Source organism: Chitinophaga sp. 22308 (assembly GCF_052045305.1).
In the GTDB taxonomy this organism is placed as follows: Bacteria; Bacteroidota; Bacteroidia; order Chitinophagales; family Chitinophagaceae; genus Chitinophaga; species Chitinophaga varians_A.
Window position 1 is genome coordinate 461,901 of record NZ_JBQEOP010000002.1, and the last position, 19,180, is coordinate 481,080.

20 protein-coding genes, 2 tRNA genes and 1 riboswitch are annotated in these 19,180 nt (G+C 44.3%); of the genes, 13 read left to right on the forward strand and 9 right to left on the reverse strand.

Going from position 1 to position 19,180, the window contains the following annotated elements; all coding sequences use genetic code 11:
- Positions 1-159 precede the first annotated feature (159 nt).
- A riboswitch (cobalamin riboswitch) is annotated at positions 160-341 on the reverse strand.
- 219 nt (positions 342-560) lie between these two features.
- The 9 genes from ACTJJS_RS08515 to ACTJJS_RS08555 all read left to right on the forward strand — a co-directional run bounded on the left by ACTJJS_RS08515 (position 561) and on the right by ACTJJS_RS08555 (position 9,155).
- Positions 561-986, forward strand: a complete 426-nt coding sequence (locus ACTJJS_RS08515; RefSeq protein WP_440663339.1) for a BrxA/BrxB family bacilliredoxin — start codon at positions 561-563, stop codon at positions 984-986.
- 315 nt (positions 987-1,301) lie between these two features.
- Positions 1,302-3,158 (forward strand): WG repeat-containing protein, encoded by a 1,857-nt coding sequence (locus ACTJJS_RS08520; protein ID WP_440663340.1) that lies wholly within the window; start codon positions 1,302-1,304, stop codon positions 3,156-3,158.
- A gap of 328 nt (positions 3,159-3,486) precedes the next feature.
- The gene (locus tag ACTJJS_RS08525) at positions 3,487-5,127 is read left to right on the forward strand and encodes an AAA family ATPase (RefSeq protein WP_440663341.1); all 1,641 of its coding nucleotides are present in this window, start codon (positions 3,487-3,489) and stop codon (positions 5,125-5,127) included.
- A gap of 11 nt (positions 5,128-5,138) precedes the next feature.
- Complete coding sequence (locus tag ACTJJS_RS08530) at positions 5,139-5,573, forward strand: hypothetical protein (RefSeq protein ID WP_440663342.1); 435 nt, start codon at positions 5,139-5,141, stop codon at positions 5,571-5,573.
- Positions 5,573-5,785, forward strand: a complete 213-nt coding sequence (locus ACTJJS_RS08535; RefSeq protein WP_168872519.1) for a DUF2997 domain-containing protein — start codon at positions 5,573-5,575, stop codon at positions 5,783-5,785. The genes ACTJJS_RS08530 and ACTJJS_RS08535 overlap by 1 nt, the downstream gene beginning before the upstream one ends.
- Position 5,786: 1 nt before the next feature.
- Positions 5,787-6,830 (forward strand): ComEA family DNA-binding protein, encoded by a 1,044-nt coding sequence (locus tag ACTJJS_RS08540; RefSeq protein WP_440663343.1) that lies wholly within the window; start codon positions 5,787-5,789, stop codon positions 6,828-6,830.
- Between the two features lie 4 nt (positions 6,831-6,834).
- A complete protein-coding gene (locus ACTJJS_RS08545; protein ID WP_440663344.1) occupies positions 6,835-7,443 on the forward strand; it encodes a 4Fe-4S single cluster domain-containing protein in 609 nt (202 codons plus the stop codon).
- Positions 7,444-8,247 carry a helix-turn-helix domain-containing protein gene (locus tag ACTJJS_RS08550; RefSeq protein WP_440663345.1) on the forward strand — a complete coding sequence of 268 codons (804 nt, stop codon included), beginning with the start codon at positions 7,444-7,446 and terminating at the stop codon, positions 8,245-8,247.
- A gap of 65 nt (positions 8,248-8,312) precedes the next feature.
- Positions 8,313-9,155: a DUF5694 domain-containing protein gene (locus tag ACTJJS_RS08555; protein WP_440663346.1), complete on the forward strand. Its 843-nt coding sequence runs from the start codon at positions 8,313-8,315 to the stop codon at positions 9,153-9,155.
- A gap of 60 nt (positions 9,156-9,215) precedes the next feature.
- Here ACTJJS_RS08555 and ACTJJS_RS08560 read toward each other — a convergent pair whose 3' ends face one another.
- Entirely contained in the window at positions 9,216-9,551 is a 336-nt protein-coding gene (locus ACTJJS_RS08560) for a DHCW motif cupin fold protein (RefSeq protein ID WP_440663347.1), read from the reverse strand.
- Between the two features lie 184 nt (positions 9,552-9,735).
- Here ACTJJS_RS08560 and ACTJJS_RS08565 point away from each other — a divergent pair, with 184 nt between their 5' ends.
- The 3 genes from ACTJJS_RS08565 (at position 9,736) to ACTJJS_RS08575 (ending at position 12,533) form a co-directional block, all read left to right on the forward strand.
- A complete protein-coding gene (locus tag ACTJJS_RS08565) occupies positions 9,736-10,227 on the forward strand; it encodes a hypothetical protein (RefSeq protein ID WP_440663348.1) in 492 nt (163 codons plus the stop codon).
- Positions 10,228-10,234: 7 nt separating this feature from the next.
- Positions 10,235-10,750: a hypothetical protein gene (locus tag ACTJJS_RS08570; protein WP_440663349.1), complete on the forward strand. Its 516-nt coding sequence runs from the start codon at positions 10,235-10,237 to the stop codon at positions 10,748-10,750.
- Between the two features lie 310 nt (positions 10,751-11,060).
- Positions 11,061-12,533 carry a serine hydrolase gene (locus tag ACTJJS_RS08575; RefSeq protein ID WP_440663350.1) on the forward strand — a complete coding sequence of 491 codons (1,473 nt, stop codon included), beginning with the start codon at positions 11,061-11,063 and terminating at the stop codon, positions 12,531-12,533.
- Positions 12,534-12,541: 8 nt separating this feature from the next.
- On the opposite strand, the gene ACTJJS_RS08580 is transcribed toward ACTJJS_RS08575, so the two are convergent.
- A complete protein-coding gene (locus tag ACTJJS_RS08580; RefSeq protein ID WP_168872528.1) occupies positions 12,542-12,925 on the reverse strand; it encodes a winged helix-turn-helix transcriptional regulator in 384 nt (127 codons plus the stop codon).
- Between the two features lie 106 nt (positions 12,926-13,031).
- On the opposite strand from ACTJJS_RS08580, the gene ACTJJS_RS08585 reads away from it, so the two are divergent.
- Positions 13,032-13,640, forward strand: coding sequence for an FMN-dependent NADH-azoreductase (locus tag ACTJJS_RS08585; protein WP_440663351.1), 609 nt, complete (start codon positions 13,032-13,034; stop codon positions 13,638-13,640).
- Positions 13,641-13,818: 178 nt separating this feature from the next.
- Here the strand turns inward: ACTJJS_RS08585 and hxsC are convergent, their stop codons facing one another.
- The 7 genes from hxsC to ACTJJS_RS08620 all read right to left on the reverse strand — a co-directional run bounded on the left by hxsC (position 13,819) and on the right by ACTJJS_RS08620 (position 19,038).
- Complete coding sequence (gene hxsC, locus ACTJJS_RS08590; protein WP_440663352.1) at positions 13,819-14,958, reverse strand: His-Xaa-Ser system radical SAM maturase HxsC; 1,140 nt, start codon at positions 14,956-14,958, stop codon at positions 13,819-13,821.
- A complete protein-coding gene (hxsB, locus tag ACTJJS_RS08595) occupies positions 14,958-16,466 on the reverse strand; it encodes a His-Xaa-Ser system radical SAM maturase HxsB (RefSeq protein WP_440663353.1) in 1,509 nt (502 codons plus the stop codon). Before hxsB ends, hxsC begins: the two co-directional genes overlap by 1 nt.
- On the reverse strand, positions 16,463-16,837 hold the full coding sequence (gene hxsD / locus ACTJJS_RS08600; RefSeq protein WP_440663354.1) for a His-Xaa-Ser system protein HxsD: 375 nt from the start codon (positions 16,835-16,837) through the stop codon (positions 16,463-16,465). Before hxsD ends, hxsB begins: the two co-directional genes overlap by 4 nt.
- The gene (locus ACTJJS_RS08605) at positions 16,818-17,594 is read right to left on the reverse strand and encodes a peptidoglycan-binding domain-containing protein (RefSeq protein WP_440663355.1); all 777 of its coding nucleotides are present in this window, start codon (positions 17,592-17,594) and stop codon (positions 16,818-16,820) included. Before ACTJJS_RS08605 ends, hxsD begins: the two co-directional genes overlap by 20 nt.
- Before the next feature lie 272 nt (positions 17,595-17,866).
- Positions 17,867-17,952, reverse strand: a tRNA-Leu gene (locus tag ACTJJS_RS08610).
- A 16-nt stretch (positions 17,953-17,968) separates the two neighbouring features.
- Positions 17,969-18,044 (reverse strand) — tRNA-Gly (locus tag ACTJJS_RS08615).
- 145 nt (positions 18,045-18,189) lie between these two features.
- Complete coding sequence (locus tag ACTJJS_RS08620) at positions 18,190-19,038, reverse strand: hypothetical protein (protein WP_440663356.1); 849 nt, start codon at positions 19,036-19,038, stop codon at positions 18,190-18,192.
- Positions 19,039-19,180: the final 142 nt, after the last annotated feature.

Consider the following 19,180-nt stretch of genomic DNA (forward strand, 5'->3'; position numbering starts at 1 on the left):
CTTTTAAAATGATGAAATCAATTAAAAGTTCTTTGCTGAATTTCACGATGTTTCGCGGAAGAGGAATGACGGAGAAGCATAAACGATCTCCCTGCAGGGCACAGGATGCCCATAGGTACACAGAGAAAATCATCCGACATCACTTCAGTCCGCGAAAGCATTGTCAAATCCGGTTAGGCAGGTCTCCTGGCTTGTAACATTTTGCCGTCCTTCCCACCTTGCGGCAGTGGACATCATTGTGGCAAAACCTTTAAGTTACTTACAGTTGCGGGACAGCTTGTGATTTACACACAATTCCCTATTAATTTACGTGAAGTAAAACCTCTCCGGCTGATAAGAAATAAAGTAAGAACTGATTGTGCCTGCGAAAGTATACAATTCGCCAGATAAAAGCCAAACGGTTTTTGTAAGATGCTTTTTGCTGCTGGTTTTCAATGTATTAAATGGTTTTTAAAGCTGCCTCTGTCAGAAAAAGCTGTATCTGCCGGTAACATTTTGAAAAGTTGTGGTGTTATAAAGTGTGATATGATTACCCATTTCTAACCCTCAAATACATTATCATGCCTTATTCCCCTTTATTAATTAAGCCATTTAAAGATGAGCTGACCGACCTGGGCGTAAAGGAAATGCTTACGCCGGCGGATGTAGACAAAGCGATGGCCCAGGATGGAACAACACTGGTGATCATCAACAGTGTCTGCGGTTGCGCTGCCGGTGTAGCCCGCCCTGCTATCAGGATAATTATGGAAGACAACAGTATTAAAAAGCCGGACCGTGTAGTGACGGTTTTTGCCGGTCAGGACGTGGAAGCTACCGCGCGTTTCCGTAATTACATACCGGACATTCCTCCTTCATCACCATCTATCGCGCTTTTCAAGGACAAGGAGTTGATTTATTTCCTGCCGAAATTCAGAATTGAGAGCAGAGACGCGAACGCTGTTGCCAATGATGTGAAGAGTGTTCTGGAGGAATATCTTGCCGTATAAATGGCAGTATAAATTACAGCGTAAATAAAGGCCGGGTATCCCCCGGCTTTTTTTATGCAGATAAATTTTTCCCTCGCGGGAATCTAACGGCCGTAAGGCCGGACAAGGAAAAACTTTTCCCTGTCCGGCTGTTTCTGCATAAAAACGCAGGTAAGAAATGATACCGGCGACGGCATAATGTTAGCGCATTCCTGCACATAATGAGGAAAGCCTAAGTGGTTGCTTTTTTGGCAGTTAGCATTTTTTTACTATTTTTCGCCCCCGTAAGGGTTTGTTATATCCAATTCCCCAATATTTAATTATTAATAACGATCAATGAGGAAATCCACCAACCGATTTAGTACATGCGTAGCAGTTATGCTGGCAGTGCAGGCCTGTAAAAGTCACCAGCCGTCGCAGTTTGTAGCAGACTTTGTAAAACAATTAGACGGCAAAAGCCTGGCAGAAGCGAAAGCACAGCTGGAAGAGGAAAATGAGAAAGTAGGCGCTTTCATCAAATTCATGGGCAATTTCAAGAACGAAGATAAACCGCAGCACTTTAAACCGGAAGACGAAAAGGAAGGCTCGCCTTTTTCTATCACGGACCCGGCCCGGATGGAAGCGGCCTATCAGCTCGCCCTCAGCGATGCAGGCTTCAACCAGAAGTATGGCAACGGCTACAGCCAGCTGGAACCGGACGGTCCTTCTATGAGGAGAAGCGCAACTGAAACACCTGTTTTTATTACGAAGGAAATATACTTCCACGACGGAAGCAAACAATCTGAGAAGCTCGACCTGAGTGAGTCTCACCGGGTAAATTCCCTGAAAACGATCGATAGCGTTCTGGCAGAGGCCACCTACAGCTATCCGGTGAAAACCGCTGTTATTCAGCTGGATGATAAACATGACAGGGGCGACTTTAAAGGTACGCCCGTGAAACTGGAGCGCATTCAGGACAACTTCGTCCGTGTTTCTCTGGAAAAGGAAGCCTATAAAGGTTACCTCGAAGTAGAAGCATTTAATAAAGATGGTAAACAGCTGGACCGCACCAGTTATCTCAGAGCGCCGGAAGGCGGTGAGAACATCGCAGGCATGCTGAAAGACTACAGGAAGGTCGTGGAAGGGCTGTTGAAGAACCTGGAAAAGGGCGCCTATAAAGACATAGCCGCCCTGCAGAAAGATATCCTGGACAAGATGCCGTCTGAAACACCTTTTGACGATGTAGACAAAGGCTACGTGGACGCCTACTTCAAAGGGAACGTTGCCAGGATCAAAGTGCATATCCAGGACGGCACCAAAGAAGGAAAGAAAACCCTGGTCTTGCGCAACCTGGAGCCTAACCATACCGGCTTGATGATGGTAGCAGAGACCGGCAGCGATAAATTTGGATTTATATCCGCCGTCACAGGCAAAATAGCTATTCCGTACAACTATGAAGAGCTGCGCCAGATCACGCCCTGGTTCTTTGCCAACGGCAAAGCGCCCGCGTATCAGTATTACCGGCTGGACACAGCCGCCAAACAGCTGGTGCCCATTAAAGAACATGTGGAAACCCTGTCGGCTGACCTCGTGAAAGCTTCTCCCAACAGGATCAACGACAGAATATTTGGTGTGATGAACGCCGCCGGGCAAATGGTACTGCCGATGGAGTTTGTGGACATCACCATCGATCCTGCCACTAAGCTGATATTCGCCAATAAATCAGAAGAAGACGGCCCGCTGGCTGGCGTTACCACTATCTACGATCAAACCGGCAAAGCTGTGGCCGGCCCGTATGTGACCTCCGGTGTGTTCACCAACGGGTTGTTGCTGGTAACTGACAAAGGGGGCAACAGCTACTTTATCAATCCACAGGGCGTTAAAGTGATTAATCTGAAAGGTTATTACAACATGCGGCCATTTAGTGAGGGCCTCGCTATGGTGACCAATGCGGATGGTAAATACGGCTTCCTGGACCCACAGGGCAAGGTGGCCATTCCGTTTGAATACAAAATGGCCACAGACTTCAACCTGGGCCTTTCGCAGGTCATCCGTACGAACAATGATGCGGAAGAAGTGGCGCTGATCAATACTTCCGGTGCTGTGGTAGTGCCGTTCGCACCTTCCTCTGATAATGATACCGACGGAGAAGGCGCATCGAGGATATACACCATGCAAGGAAAAAAATTCGATGCGTGGGGCAAGCAGATGTAATAATATATTTTACCATAACAGGAAAACGGGTTACAGTTGCTGTAACCCGTTTTTTTATGAACAGGTACATGCAGCATTTGTCACGCCTTTCAGAGCCGGGATGGTCTGGCGCAACGTTCGGTAAAATAATTTTTAACTGACATATATCCGGCGCCGTTACCACCTGTATGAATATACGGCCAAAACCAGCCATAGGACGGCTGGAAATCCCCCTGGTATAGGAATTGGGCGAAAATGATATATATTTACCCGGATATTTTCGACGCTATAAGGGTGATAACAAAATATCCTTGCCTGTGGATTGTTTGTAGTAACTAATTAAACCGATATGCCTGCTACTGATTTTACGAAAGAACTTGCGGCCCTGATTAAAGCGCGCTTTCCTATCATCTATGTTGTTACCTGGGAAGAGAAGCGATTTGTTGACACCGTAAAAACAATGTTACAGGATACTGCCCTGTTTAGTAAACCGAGACCGGTATGGGAATGGACCGTTGTGGATGGTTATGTCAAAAACAACAGGCCTGAGAAAGGGGATGTGAAAACACCTATGCGTGCGTTGGAGTTTGCAGATGAACTGGAGGAAGACGGCGTGCTCATTCTGAAAGACATGTACGCACAACTGGCCAGTCCCAACTGTGAGCAGAATATTATCCGTAAGTTAAAAGACCTGGTTTGGCGCATTAAAGAAGGCGACTGGCTGAAGACGGTCATCATCACTGGTCATGATAAATTTATTCCCGATGCGCTGCAGAAAGAGATACTGATCAAAGAGTTCGCGCTCCCGACGGCAGACGAGATCCAGCAGGTATTGCTCAACCTGGTGGAGCAGAACAGACAGAACCAACGCCTGCGTTTCGACCTGAATGCCAACAATGCAGTGGCCCGCTTATGTGAGGCGGCCTGCGGACTTACCCTCAATGAAGCGGAAAATGCCTTTGCCTTGTCCATGGTGAATGACGGAATATTGGACGTGCATGATATCAGCACCATCGCGGAAGAAAAGAAGCAGATCATTCACCGCAACGGCCTGCTGGAATTTAGCATGCCCAAACTGAAGATGGAAGACATCGGCGGATTGGAGAACCTGAAGAAGTGGCTGGAAAAACGCGCTGACAGCTGGTCTGAGCAAGCCCGGAAATATAATATCCCGGCGCCCCGCGGTGTCCTGATCACCGGTTTGCCTGGCTGTGGTAAAAGTTTGACGGCAAAAACCGTCAGCACCTCCTGGAACGTGCCCCTGCTGAGACTGGACATGGGCGCAGTATTCAGCGGCCTTGTCGGCAGCAGTGAGCGTAACATGCGTACGGTCATTCAAACGGCAGAATCGATGGCGCCCTGTGTGCTGTGGATCGATGAGATAGAAAAAGCGTTTTCAGGCGTAGGCTCCTCCGGTGACAGTGGTACGGCTACCCGCCTGTTCGGAACGTTCCTCACCTGGATGCAGGAGAAAGAGAAGTTTGTGTTTGTGGTGGCTACCGCCAATAATATCGATTTCCTGCCACCGGAGCTGATGCGTAAAGGCCGTTTTGATGAGATATTTTTTGTTGATCTTCCCACCAGGGCAGAAAGAAAAATCATTATAGATATTCACTTAAAGAAACGGCTGACACATCCTGAAGTACTGGGCAACCTGAAACTGGATGACAGTTTCATCGATCCATTGGTAGAAAGAACAGAAGGTTTTACGGGAGCGGAAATTGAACAGGTGGTGATCAGTGGCCTGTTTGAAGCATTCTCTGAAAACAGGGCCATCACCATGGACGATTTTATTACCGCCATCGAAAATACTGTTCCGCTGGTGGTCACCCAATCGGAGAAGATCCGCGCCATCAGGGAATGGGCGAATGTCCGGGCGGTATCCGCTACTTCTGTCAGCCATAAAATACCTAATGCCCCGGCGGTGAACAATGATCCTGAAAAGCCGGATGAAGAGGCTTCGCGAGGCGGCCGCAGCATAGAATTCTAAAATTTACAACCATGAGCGTAAGATATGATATAAGACCCCGGATCACATTGGAGGAAGTCATGCAGAGCCTGGCAGCCCATAGAAAATCAACCTTCTCTGTTCAGACAAAAATGAAGAGTGAAGCGCTGCTCAGGAATACCCTGGCGAAGTTATATAACGCCACCATCAATGATAGGGACAATGCTCTTGAAACCGAGATATCCGGCCATCAACTTGTATTCCGGATGAGCAGTACCGGTTTTTACGAAATACAGTATTTTAAGTCCATGGAAGGAGACGCAGTAAGAACACTGGTGAGAGATATGGAGGCTGAATACAGGGGCATGGTGCAGGACTACGTCTACAATACCATAAAAACAAAAGCGGAAGAAAAAGGACTGGTGTTGGAACAAGAAACTGTTCAGAAGAACCAGTCTATCGTATTAACATTTAATTTGAATGGCTGATGTCTACTGAAGGCAAACTGATCATCTCAATAGATAAAGACGGAAATGTAACCGCTGAAATAAACGGTGTGAAAGGTCCGTCCTGTAAGGATTACGAAAAATTGATCGAACAACTCATCGAAGGGAAAATCATAAATGAGACCCTGACGGCCGGGTATTACGAGCAAGAGGTTAAAACAGACGACCGGTCACATCTTTCAAATAATCTCTAGTATGTCTTTAAAACGACTATGGGGCGTGTTGCTGGGCGTCATTACCGGTATTGTCCCGTTTATAAACACTGTGGCTGCTATCATCATGGCGTATAAACTGAAAAAGAAGCGCTGGGTGGCCATCTATAGTATTATCTCCGGTGTAACATTGGGGATAATTGTGCTGCTGAACGTTTCCGCCCACAGGGAGAAGCCCGTCAGGACCGCCTTCCCGGCGGCTTTCGAAAAGAACCTGCAGACAGTGGCCGTGAAACAGGATATAATGATGGATTCCGTTGAAATGGAATCCAACCTGCAACAGGTCTTAAAAAATACGGCCGATGAGTTGATACAGCAGGACCCCGAAAACAAACCCCTGCTGGCAGCTGCACAACAGAGCAAGTTAACCGGAAAAGCCGGGGCGGCTTTTCATCAGTTGAGCCAGTGCCTCTATGGGCATTACCTTAATAAAGTGAAAGTCACCACAGGAAAAGACAAATATGACCTGACTTTCGATATGGAGGTGCTGGCAACGGACCACCAGGTGGAAGATTATATCCGGAATTTCATCGGTGAGTACCTGACCGCGCCGCATGGACTTACAGATGATATCGCGAGCGGGCTGGCATTGATTGGCTATGTCATCGCCGCCGTCGGATGTATCAGCAATGGTGCTAATTTATTTGCCGGTCCTGCCCGGGTGTCAAACGGTAATAACGCCGGCGTTGCTAAAGACACGATGGGCCAGTCATTCAACCGGCAGTCGTCAGGGGAACCGGTTGTATCTCCTGCTTCATTTCAGCCGCCACCGTTGCCACAGGAATCCACCGCGACATTTATAGTAAATGTAAACACCTCCGGGGAAGAGGAGCTGATGCAGCTGCGCGGCATCAACCGGATACTGGCAAAAACGATTATTTCAGAGAGAAAGACCGGCGGCAACTTCACAGACATAAATGACCTGAAAAAACGGATGGAGCTTTCTTCCGAACAGGTAGACAGGATCAGGAGCAACGTAAATTTCGATGCGCCGAAAAGAGGAGGCGGAAGGGTGATTGAATTTTAAGTTAATGGAACAGCTATATATCAATGCGTTCATACCGGTAACAGCCGCGGAAGGGCCAGGGCTCCGGGCCTGCCTTTGGGTACAGGGTTGTTCTGTCAGGTGTGAGGACTGTATGGTGCCGCATACCTGGGACAAAAACAAGGGGAAGGCGACAGATCCATCAACCTTACTGCAAATACTCGCCGAAACACCGGATATTGAAGGCCTCACTGTATTAGGCGGCGAGCCCATGGACCAGGCAGCGGCGCTATTGCCTTTTTTACAGGCGGTAAAAGCATCCGGACTATCGCTGATGCTTTTCAGCGGCTATACGAAAGAAACCATCCTGGAAAGCGGTTGCCCGCATAAAGCCGCTATCATCGCGCTTTGTGATATTTTTGTGGATGGGCCTTACGTAAAGGCCCTGACCAGCTTCGAGCGGCCATGGGTGGGTTCTTCCAATCAGCGTATCTTTTTTCAGACAGCACGGTATCAGCATTTGGAAAACAACCTGCATACCATCAAAAATAAAGTCGAGGTGCGTATCGGGGAAGATGGCACTATCGCCATCAACGGTATGATGCCAAAAGAGAAATTCCTGGAGCTTCGGCATTCATTGAAAAATATACAATAAATGGAAGTTCAGTTTTACAAACCGTCCAGTGAGATATTAAAGCAATACATGGAAGGCTTTTATTTTATTGATAAAAAAGCTATCTCAGAAGTGATAAAATACTGGACTTTCCCCAATAACTACTGTATTGCTGCCGTGTATCAGCATACTGATCTGATGTTGGAAGAAAATAAAATTGTTGTTGCTGCTTCCCGGCAAAATAACATCGCATCCAGTCTGGTAAGCCGGTATGTGCGTCCTATTGAGATAATCCAGCATGCCGTTACAGATGAAATAACGATTTATTTCAAGCCACTGGGATTAAATCAATTTGTGGACGACTTACAGGAGATGTTCAGAGCAGATATTGTCAGCTTCAATCCTTTTGCTGATTACCAGGAAAAAATGGCTGAGATATTTAATACCCCGGGCAGAGATGCCCAAATCAGAAAACTGGAAGACTATTGGCTGTCAAAACTGAAATACCACGATTTTTCCCTGGCGGAACAACTCATCGCCGATGTTCAGTCGGATCTGAAAATTAATGACATTGCAGCAAAGCATAAGATATCGAGGCAATACCTCAACAGGATTTTTATCCAACACATAGGGAAATCTCCCTCTGAGTTCAGGAAAATACACCGTTTCAGAAATGCTATCTCGGAAAAACAGAAATCCGGTAACCTCACACAGTTGTCGTATCTCGCGCAGTTCTACGACCAGTCTCATTTTATTCGTGATTTCCGGGGCTTCACCCATTTCACACCTTCCGACTTTTTCGGCAAAGTAGATACAGGGAAAGAGAACGTGTGGTTCGTTTTTTAGGTAGTTTACATTTGTACAATTTTAATGACTATCATTTCCATTTCTTTGTTCTAAAAAACAGGATTATGAAGAAGTTGTACATAGCCCTTGTCGCAGCAGTGCTTGCTCTCACCAACAGTGTCCAGGCCCAGCATCAAAAGGAGGTACTTTTAGTAGGGGTATTCCATTTTAACAATCCCGGTGCCGATCTGACGAAATTAGAGACGTTTGACGTCATGAGTAAAAAGTCCCAGCAGGAGCTGGAGCTTATCACTGACCACATCAAAAAATTTAAGCCCACGAAAATATTTGTAGAGTGGGAATACAATGATCAGCTGGGGCTGGATACCTTGTACAACCTCTATCTGAAGGATTCCTATTTTGATTACGTCCGTCAGAAATTTCCCAAGAATGCTTTTTATGCACAAAATGAGATATTTCAGCTGGGTTTCAGAGCAGGTAAAAAGGCCGGACTGCCAAAGATACATGCCATAGATTGCCCGATGGACTGGCGTTACGATAGTTTGCAGATGGCCATCAAAAAAGCGGGACAAACCGATCTCCAGGCTACCATTGATAAACAGATAAAAGAATTCGGTGAGTTGACCAACGGGCTCATGAAGAAACTGACCCTGACACAAATGTTGCTGGAAGAGAATAAGGCAAGCATGCGCAATATCAATCTCGGATTTTACATCACCCTGTTAAACAAAGGCGGTGCTTTGGACGACTTTACAGGAGCGGACGTGGTGAATGCCTGGTATAGAAGAAACCTGCACATGTATTCCCTGGTGCAGAAACTGACGGAAGCCAATGACGAACGGGTGATGGTGATTGTTGGCGCAGGACATGCGGCCGTGTTCAAGCATTTTATCGATCTGGATGCAAATTACAAGGTAGTGGAATTGGAAGAGGTGTTGAAGAAATAAAAACGAGATGTCCTTTTGTGTTTTGTGGCAGCAGGTTATGCCAATACCGGCTGCCGCAGATTATTGCAGAAAATTCCCGTCCACAATCAACAGTTTAACCCCTGATGCTGTTTTGGACCGATGATTGCTCAGTTCATCGGAAACGACGTAAGTCATACCCTGTTGCAGTACAAATTCTTCCCCACTGTCCATTTCGCTGACAAAACTGCCTTCCAGGCAATGAACGATATGTCCTTTTTTGCACCAATGATCAGCCAGGTAGCCGGGTGAGTAGGTCACGATGCGTATACGTAAGCCAGGCAGTTGCAGGGTTTGCCATAAGGCTTCGCCGGTAGTGCCGGGGTGTGTGGTAGGAGCGATGGTGCTCCAGTCGATGCATTGAAAGGGGTGTTTCATGCCGATAAAAATACGAAAGTCTCATTGCATGGCCAGCGCACCTGGAAAATTAGCCGGTTTTTGTTAATGGCGGTCTTTACGCGAGATTTAGGAGAGGTTGAAACGGTAATGATTATTTACAGATTTTGTAAATATTAACAAAATCTGTAAATTTGGAAAGCTATTTAAATAAACCAATTGGTGAATGTATGTAGAAAATAAGCAAACCGGAAAGAAATGTAATGTTAGGGTTGAGAAGATTGGTAGCAAAGATTTTTCCATGATCAAAAGAGGCAAGAAGTTTGATTTTGATTGGAATAAATATAAAGGAGAAGATATATACAAGCTGTGTCTAGATGAGACGGGTGAAATTTTAGGTTTAATGCATGTAATTGATCATCCTGATCCCCGTTACGATGTTTTAGAGATCAATGTAATTGAAATCAGCAAGGATAATCGTGGTGAAAATGGATTTGGGAGAATTGGAGGGTGTTTGCTTGCATATGCTGTGTTATTGTCCCAGGAGTACCATCACGATGGTTATCTGGTTTTAACTGCAAAAAGTAAGAAAGCTTCGCTTTTCCATAGCAAGTACGGGTTTCAGTATATTGGAAAGATAGGAGGAGTTATGGGTGAAAGAATGGTGTCTGATACAGCCAATTCAATCGAACTAGTTAAAGAATATGCGGATAAATAGAGATAATATGGAACCAAAAAATTCCAGGAGAAAAAAAATGTGGACGGATGAGGACATTTCCTTTGAATCCCCGTCTGTGACTGGTGAACAAAGAAATGAGACTTTAGCTGCATTTGGTAAGTTTCGTCAGAATACTAAGGGGAAAGTATCAAACGAAGAGAAATTAAAGTTGCGATTTTTACAACTGAAGTTTCAAATTAATGAATTTTTAAAGGGAGAGCATTCCGAGTATAGATTCGGTTTCTTTCTCGCGCTCTATATGAAAAGTTTGGAGTTAAATGGAAAAACTTTTGCGCAGGAAATAAATATTAAGCCATCGCTGCTTAGCCAATTTATACATAATCAAAGAGAACCTAATGATACAATTCTGATGCGTCTGGAGATTCATTCTAATTATAATTTCCCTGCAGATCTTTGGTATGGCGTCTTAGCCCAACAAAAAGCAATAGAGTTAAAAAATGACAGGTCCCTTCGTAAGCATGAAGAGACAATTGTTAAACCCAAAGTTAAGGTGGCTATCTAAGAGACGTTCTCTATTAAAATTAAAGCTTCATCGCCAGAAATGAATAAATAATAATGGCATCGTGAAAGCGATGCCATTGTTATTTTCCCCAGACGCCAGTTTTTAAAATGTGCCCTGTAAGGGACCTGCTGAAAGTTACAGCTTGATAATATAACGAAACCTCAAAACATGCATTTCGTCACAGATTTGCCCTGTTCATCCCATCGCAGAAGATGAGCTAACAGGAAATTATACTATTGTGCTGTCTTCTAACACATACATTATGCGATCAATCATTATCGGCACAATTTGCCTTATATCTTTCGGTGCTATGGCTCAGAACCGGGATGTCACGTTTAAAAACTACTTTGATACCCTTGCTGCTCATGAGCTGTACGACGGCAATATCACCCTGGCGGAAAATGGTCATAAGGTGTATGCCTTTTCCGGGGGATATGCGGATTACGCCCAACAACGGCAGAATACGGAGCAATCGCGTTTTAACCTGGCCTCTGTTTCTAAAGTGTTTACTTCCACTGCCATTCTCCAGTTGAAAGATAAAGGCAAACTAAAGCTGGATGACGAAGTGCGCCGGTATCTTCCTGATTTTCCTTTCCCTGGTATTACCCTGCGTCATCTATTGACACATACTTCAGGGTTACCTAACCTGGAACTGTTTGAAGAAGTCGTGAAACAGCACCCTGATACAATCATCACTAACATTGCTGTATTGCCTTTGTTAAAACAATGGCAAAAAGGGTTGTATTTCAAACCGGGCGATGAGTTCAGGTATTGCAACACCAACTTCAATCTGCTGGCTTTGATCATCGAAAAGGTCTCGGGACTTGATTATCCGGTGTACCTGGAAAAATATGTTTTCAGACCGGCAGGGATGAAAAATACTTATGTACGCAGCGTAAACAGTATGGACGACCCTTTAGCCGTAAAACAACAGGTGAAGCCAACCTATTATGATACAGCCTGGTCGCAGGCAGATAAAGTGGCGCGTTACCGGTACACTGAATATAACAATAGCGGCAGTATCGGGTCTTCCAATATCATCACGACAACAGACGATATGCTGAAATTCGATAATGCTTTTTTTAGTGGGAAGCTGTTGTTACGTACTACCGTTGAAGAAGCAATCACCCCGGTTAGGCTAAACAATGGAAAAACGTATGAAGAACACATGGACACTATGCTGGGTGATGGCACAGGACAATACGGCCTGGGCTGGGAGATATTTAGCATGCCGGGATACGGAAAGGGAGTAGGGCATGGAGGGTTTAAATTTGGCCTGGCCACTTTCTACTATCATAACCTCAGCACCAGACAGGTGATCGTGGCCTACATGAATGGCAACAGCTCTTTCGGCGCCAACGTAACCTCCTGTTTTTACCTGCTGAACGGCAAACCGGGCATTCCCTTATCGTTGAAGAAGTCCGCTGTCCGCGAATATGCGAGAGCATTGATGACAAGCGGAGCTGACCATGCTGCCTGCATGTTGCATCTTTGCAAGGCAGATAGTGTCAACTATTATTTTGATCCAAGGGAAATGAACTTCCTGGGATATGATTTCCTTTACGGGTCCAAAGCCGGGGAGCATTTGCAGTGGTCGTTGGAAACATTTAAACTGAATACCTTCCTGCAACCGGCTGATTTCAACACCTATGACAGTTATGGCGAAGCATTGTTGGAAGCCGGGCACCGGGAAGATGCCATAAGGATGTACAGAAAGTCGCTGGAACTTAATCCCAACAGCAAAGATGGAATAAAGGCGATGAAGAAACTGGGATTGATGTAAGAAGTCTTTTATGAAACCTTTTTAATGACAGGTGTTGCATATTTTCCGGTAATCCTTTGTTTATGTGTTAATCCCCAGTTTCCCAACACGGAAACCACTTCTTTTACAGTCATGCCATATTCGGTCGGCAGGTATTCCACTACCGCTGGTGTCCGGTCGGCTTTTACTTCTCTTTTCACCAACCCGTTCAACTCCAGTGATTTCAGTTCTGCTGACAATACCCTGGCTGAAATTCCTGTGATGACCCGCTGCAACTCGTTGAAGCGGTAGTGGCCGGTCACCAGGGCCGTAATGATACGGAGCTTCCATTTGCCTCCCAGTACATACATGGCATCTTCCACCGAAGCCAGCCGGGCGGCACATTCAGTTTGTTTGAAGTCTGTTTTTTTCATGTGCTTATAGGATTAAATAACATACAGGTTACTACTAACCTTTTGTTTACTACGGACCTTTCCTTAGCGAATGTAGGTAGTTTTGATGCATCAAACAGTAAGAGAAATGAAAAAAATATTGCACATTATTACAAGCCCGAGAACAGATGCTTCTGTCAGCAGGAAATTAGGGAATGCTGTGGTGGAAAAGATAAAAGAAAAATATACAGGCAGCAGCGTGACAGTGCGGGACCTGGCTAAAAATCCGCCTCCCCACCTCAATGAATCTCATATCAATTCGTTTTTTACCCCGGCGGAAAACCGCACCGCCGAACAGCTTTATGACATCAGGTATTCAGAGGATGCCATTCAGGAACTAATGGACGCTGATATCCTTGTGGTAGAAACCCCGATGTACAACTTCACTATTACTTCCACGCTGAAAGCCTATTTCGACCATATTACAAGGGCCGGAATAACATTTAAGTATACCGGAAATGGCTTGCTGCCGGAAGGGTTGTTAAAAGGTAAACAGGGATATATAGTGACTTCCTCCGGCGGAGTTTATTCGGAAGGTGACCTGAAAGCCTACGATTTCACGGAACCATATGTACGTTCTTTTCTATCGGTCATAGGAATCGAGGTAGCAGGCGTTTTCAGGGCCGAAGGGCAGGCGGTTATAGGGCCAGAGGCGGCGCTTGAAAACGGAGTGGGGAGTATTGAGGTTGGAGGGTAAATGGTATAGGGCAGTTGTTAAAGGCGCCATGGAAGCGGCGCCTTTAAGATTTCTCCGGTGTACCGGTGGGAAAGTTCTCTAATGACGCTTGCGTGATAAAATAGATTGACTATTATTGATTCGTCCTATTAAAACAATTATTTCGTTGACCCTGCCGATAATTATCTTTAAATAATCTCTATTGTAGAGAGTTGGCAGTAAAGGGTTTAATTGCAGTGCTGCGTTTGGCCATACTTGAAGCAAAGAATCCGCCACACTCTTGTTTCATTAGACATTTATCACATTCAGCATGAAATATATTCTTCCAGTCAGAAATTGATTTTCTGGTGAATTGCCATATTCTTTGGGGGGTTGTGCAAAGTTGGGCGTTATAAAGAGATGTATTTATACCGAAGTCTGATAAGTAGGTTATAGCCTCTGCAAGTTCGTTTCCATAGTCATTTGGATCTATCCAAAGTTTTTCTATGTTATGAGGCGTATAGCCCTGGTGCTCTAGCCCCATAAATGCTACATGTTCCACAAAAGGCAAATTTTTATAGATAAACTTGGCGAGTTTCAGGAGGCGTGGAATCGTTTGCTTATGTAGTACTATTCTTATTTCAAGTCGGATATTGTGTTTAGCGAGATTATATAAACCTTGCACAGTTTGATTAAAAGCCCCTTTAGCTTGAACAATATAATCATGTTGTACATAGAAATCTGAATATAAAGGAATGCCCAACATGAGTCGCGAAAATGACATTGCTCCTAATTTCTCGGAAAGCGCAGGCCAGGCGAATGAGCGGCCATTCGTTAGACAATGTATTTCTGTGTTTGGTAGTTCTATTTGAATTTGCTCCAATAGTTTAAAAAAACGTTCCCCCAGAAGTGTCGGCTCGCCGCCGGTAATTCCGAGTTCGAAACAGTCTTTAGGTATTAGTGGTATGCTTTGGGAATGGACATCGAATAAATAATCTGTATCATCTTTATTTTTGGGTGGTTGGGAGCACATCAGGCAGTTGCTGTTGCACCGTTCTGTAAATAATAGGAAATTATGATTGGAGTTTATTCTGTATAATGTATTAATTACTCCGTCTGTGTTCACAACAACGATATCCCCTTCTGATAAATGCCCAATTTCCGGAATCGAATGCACGTAAGGTTTATCAAATGGATAAGACTGAACGCTGGTCGAGAGAATTGCTCTGAAACGCTCAAGATATTTTGGGATAGCATTAGCTACAATTAAAATTTCAGCATTATTCTCCGGGTTAAATGTAACCCTGCCTACTATGGGTATATTTACCCCTGACGGAATGCCTTTTGTTTTTAGTAACATTAGCTTTTACCTGTTATCCAGCTTCTGAATATTTTTTCTGTTTTTTTGTCTTCATCCATAATAGAGATAAGATATCTGATTATCTCCATATTCCTTTGGCAGAAGGCACTTGTGGGCCTATGACCTGCTAAATCACCCTGGGTTGCATGATTAAATATAGGATCGGCTCCACAGTACGACTGGAAGGCACATTCAGAGCATCCGGGAAGAGATTCGTTAATCATCACTTCACTTAGCGCTGACACTTTATTGCCATAAAATACCTCCTCATAGGTACTTTCTCCAAGTGTACCCAGCTTGAATGTCTGATCATTCATCTCAGCAAGCATTCTGGCTTCGTCAGAAGCATAGATGTCGCCGTCATAATTAAATACTATTACATTGTTTACAAGGCCGGCCGGCGATTGAAGATCGACATACCCAACAGGAAAGGGGGTAAGCATTTTTTTGAGAATAATGCCAGCATAATCTTCGCGGATAAAATAGCCGTCTAGATTGTACTGAATGATTCTGGTGAGCGCTTTTTTATAAAACTCCAGAAACCTTCCGGTTTCATATTTATTTTTGTCTGTACTTTTGGTTGCAAAGCCATATGGACTAATTGGTCTGAGAAATATATTACGAAACCCTTGCCGAACGTATTCATCAACAATTTCTTCAGGATGTTCCAATGAAAGTGCCGTTGTTGTAACTAATGCAGAAACGCGTTCTTCCCCCAAGGCCGCGCGACATTTCCTGATGCCCTCAATTACAAGTTGATGGCTGCTTGCATGTGGTTTATGCCGATTTTTATTATGAATAAATGCTGGACCATCTAGGGATGTAGAGATCAAAACACTATTCTCGGAAAAGAAATGGATCATTTCATCCGTAAGCAATGCAAGATTGGTACATATTACATAAGTAACTTTCTTATTGTGTTTTTCTGCTTCAACTTTTGTTCTTTCAATCGCATAGACGATATTTTCAAATGCCAATAAGGCTTCCCCTCCCTGAAATTCCATAGTTACATGGGGATTGGGAGATTTCATCATAATGTCTATTCCTGCATCGATATGGACTCTTTTCATATCATATTTGTTTTTATCAGAAGTCACTCTTGAAACCTGACAGTAATGACAGGTGTGCTCACATCGCAGACTTATAACAAAAATGTGCAATGATGTAAAATAGTCGAGAAATGATTTTTTTGTGCGATAACGAGTAGCCAGCACTTCAATTAGCTCTGGAAGCGGGGTGGATGATATGAAAAAGTTGGCAATTAAATCAGCGAACAACTCCTGATCCGCGATGTTATCCGGATTAATTTCTCCTGCAACAATCCTGCTGGTAGTACCCGTTGGAATAACAAGAAAATCTCCAATTTCATTTACGATCACTTCTTTTTCCAAAGAAAGGCGATGAAATTTGAATGGTAGTAGATAATAGCGTTGGGAAGATGCGGTATAGTAGGAAATCTCTTTAAATTTTCTTGATTGACTATACGCACTGCTGCTTGCAGGTATCATGCTTTTACTGATTGAGGAGCGAATCCCACAGGATCACTTATTTCTGATGCTGGATCTTCCTGTTGATCATAATAAACGAATGCCTTAGCTATGATAAGTTCTCTGATAACTTTAGTTTCATCAGTTACATATTGCCTTAGCTTAAAATCTATGAGATCTTGTTTGAGTTTGAGCACAACAGCATCCCAGTTCATTGTATCTGAATGACGAAGGGGTTTTAAGGTTATTTCATACTGCAATGCGGATGATTTTCTAACGTCTACTTCAAAAGTATTACTATACCAATAAAGGCATTTTAATAATACGACCTCGGGATACATATCTGCATCAACAGTCACCTTTAATACATTATCACTTTGCAGCGCTTCCATTTACTTTATTTATTAAAGAGTTAAGTGTTTTGTGATCAACAACACCATTAGGCCTGAGCTCATTGTCCTGTTGAAACTTAATAACAGCGATTTCGGTTTGAAGTCCGAAGTAGCCAGTTACGTACAAATCTTTTTTAAATACCAGTAATATCCGCTGCAGCATTTCGACATCTGTCCCTTCGCAACCTTTGGAAAGAGGGCGGTCACCTAACTTTAGATGCTGAGAATCGGTGATAGTGGCTGTATTTCCGGTTTTAGAGGATGTTTGAATCGAAGGTGATGCCGCATTTCGGCTATAAAATGAATTGGTATTGGTAACAGCGTTTTTATTTGTGGCACCCTGACCAGAAGATATCCTTGTTGAATTGCCTGAAGATGTGATATTTTCAACCGGAGATGATGGAGTATAGACAGGCGTTGTAGCGGGGGTATAACTACTACCGGAACTATACGACGAGGAATAGTGAGAACTATGGGAACTATGTGAGCTATGAGAGGAATGAGACCGGTGTGAACTGTGCGAACTATGCATTAGCACAAAACTGTTCTCAGGGTTCATTACGTTCAACTTAAGAATTAGTTTGGGTTTAAGAATATTTTTATGAACGTTTTCATAATTGATGTTTTTATTTTCATCTGGTTTATAGTCATTAAGAAGGGATTCCCCTTTAGTCTGCGAAAATGCGCTGAGCGCTGCCGCTATTACAGCAAGGCCTTTCTTGGCTAGATTTTGGAAACCAAATTTGTCTTTATCCATTGGATAACATTTGAGGAGTAACAGAAAGGGTACAATAGGTTGTTACTGGTAATATGGTCAAATTTTGAGTCCTGCAGGGAATAGATCGTAGCTAAAGTTATGTAATTTCCGGGAATGATGTGTGGTTTTTATATAGTATTTTATATAAATCGGGGCTAATTGGAGTGACTAACTGCAAGGAACATGTAAAGATGTTCTTATAGAACACAAACAAAAAAGGCACCGCTTCCGCGATGCCTTTTAAAATCTTCAGAACGCCAGTTCTGATTATGTACCCCAGATGGGAGTTGAACCCACACTCGCATTGCTGCGAACGGGATTTTAAGTCCCGCGTGTCTACCAATTCCACCACCAGGGTATCAAGGTGTAAAACCTGGAGCGGAAGACCGGGCTCGAACCGGCCACCCCGACCTTGGCAAGGTCGTGCTCTACCAAATGAGCTACTTCCGCAGGTTGTCTAATATAAGAACTTTTTCAACGTTTTAGCCATGGCTTTTTTCGTTGGGACTGCAAAGATAGTAATCTTTTTGAAGCTGCAAAATTTTTTTGGCGTTGAGCTAAAAGAATTTATGCATTCCAGAAAATTTAACTGTAATTAAGGCTTCAGCTCATAGCTGTATTTTACCATACCCAGCAGCTCTTTCCCTTTACCATAACAGGTTTCTTTGGATGGAAGCCCGTTGCCCTGGTACTCATATTCCCAGATAGTGTAAGACGACGTTTGTGCATTGACGGTAGTCATCTTCGTCACCTGTCCCTGGGCATTGTATTCAAAGATATAGTCAGGCAACATGCGTTTCTTCGCAGGCTGATAGCGGTATACATCGGTCAACTGGCCGTTTTTGTCATAGTTGTAATAGGTACGTTTGGCAGGCACGCCTTTGCGCTGCTCCAGCTCTTCGGTAACATGACCGGCACTGTCTGTCTTAAAAGCCACCACCGCAGAGTCGGTGCTGTTGCTCTTTTTCTGTACCATCTGCTGTAGGTGCCCGGCGCTGTCGTAGGTGTAGTTACGGGTCTCGTCAAAACGGATTTTGCTCTCCCGGGCAACGGAGCTGCTGCTGACGGACTGCAGTCTGCCCTGGGCGTCATAACGGTATAACGTGGTGGTGATACTGGCGGCGGAACTGTCCACTGTCCTGGTCAGCTGACCCTTGGCGGAAAAGGAGGAGGTAAGGGCGGAATAGCCGGTGGCGGTGGACTGCGTCTGCGATTTCATCTGGTGATAGGTAGGGCTCAGGCTGCGCTCGCAGCGGAAATCCCGGTCAATCTCCATATTGGCGTCCAGCGTCATTACCCGCTGCAGCTGCACCTTGTTCTCCTTCAACAAGGCCATGGTGGCCATGGTCTGCTGCGTATTATAGATGTCCTGGAAATAAAACTGTGCATATGCTTTGCTGCCCACGGCCAGCATTCCCAATACCAATAGGATCGTCTTCTTCATGTAGGTATGATCGCAGATTTTTTGATGGTGACAATTACGACAAATGTAAAACGCAATTTTCATATTAAAATTTTTTAACCGCATAAACTAGCTGCCGATTATTATTTATCTTGGTGGCCGATTTCATATTACAACCATCTAA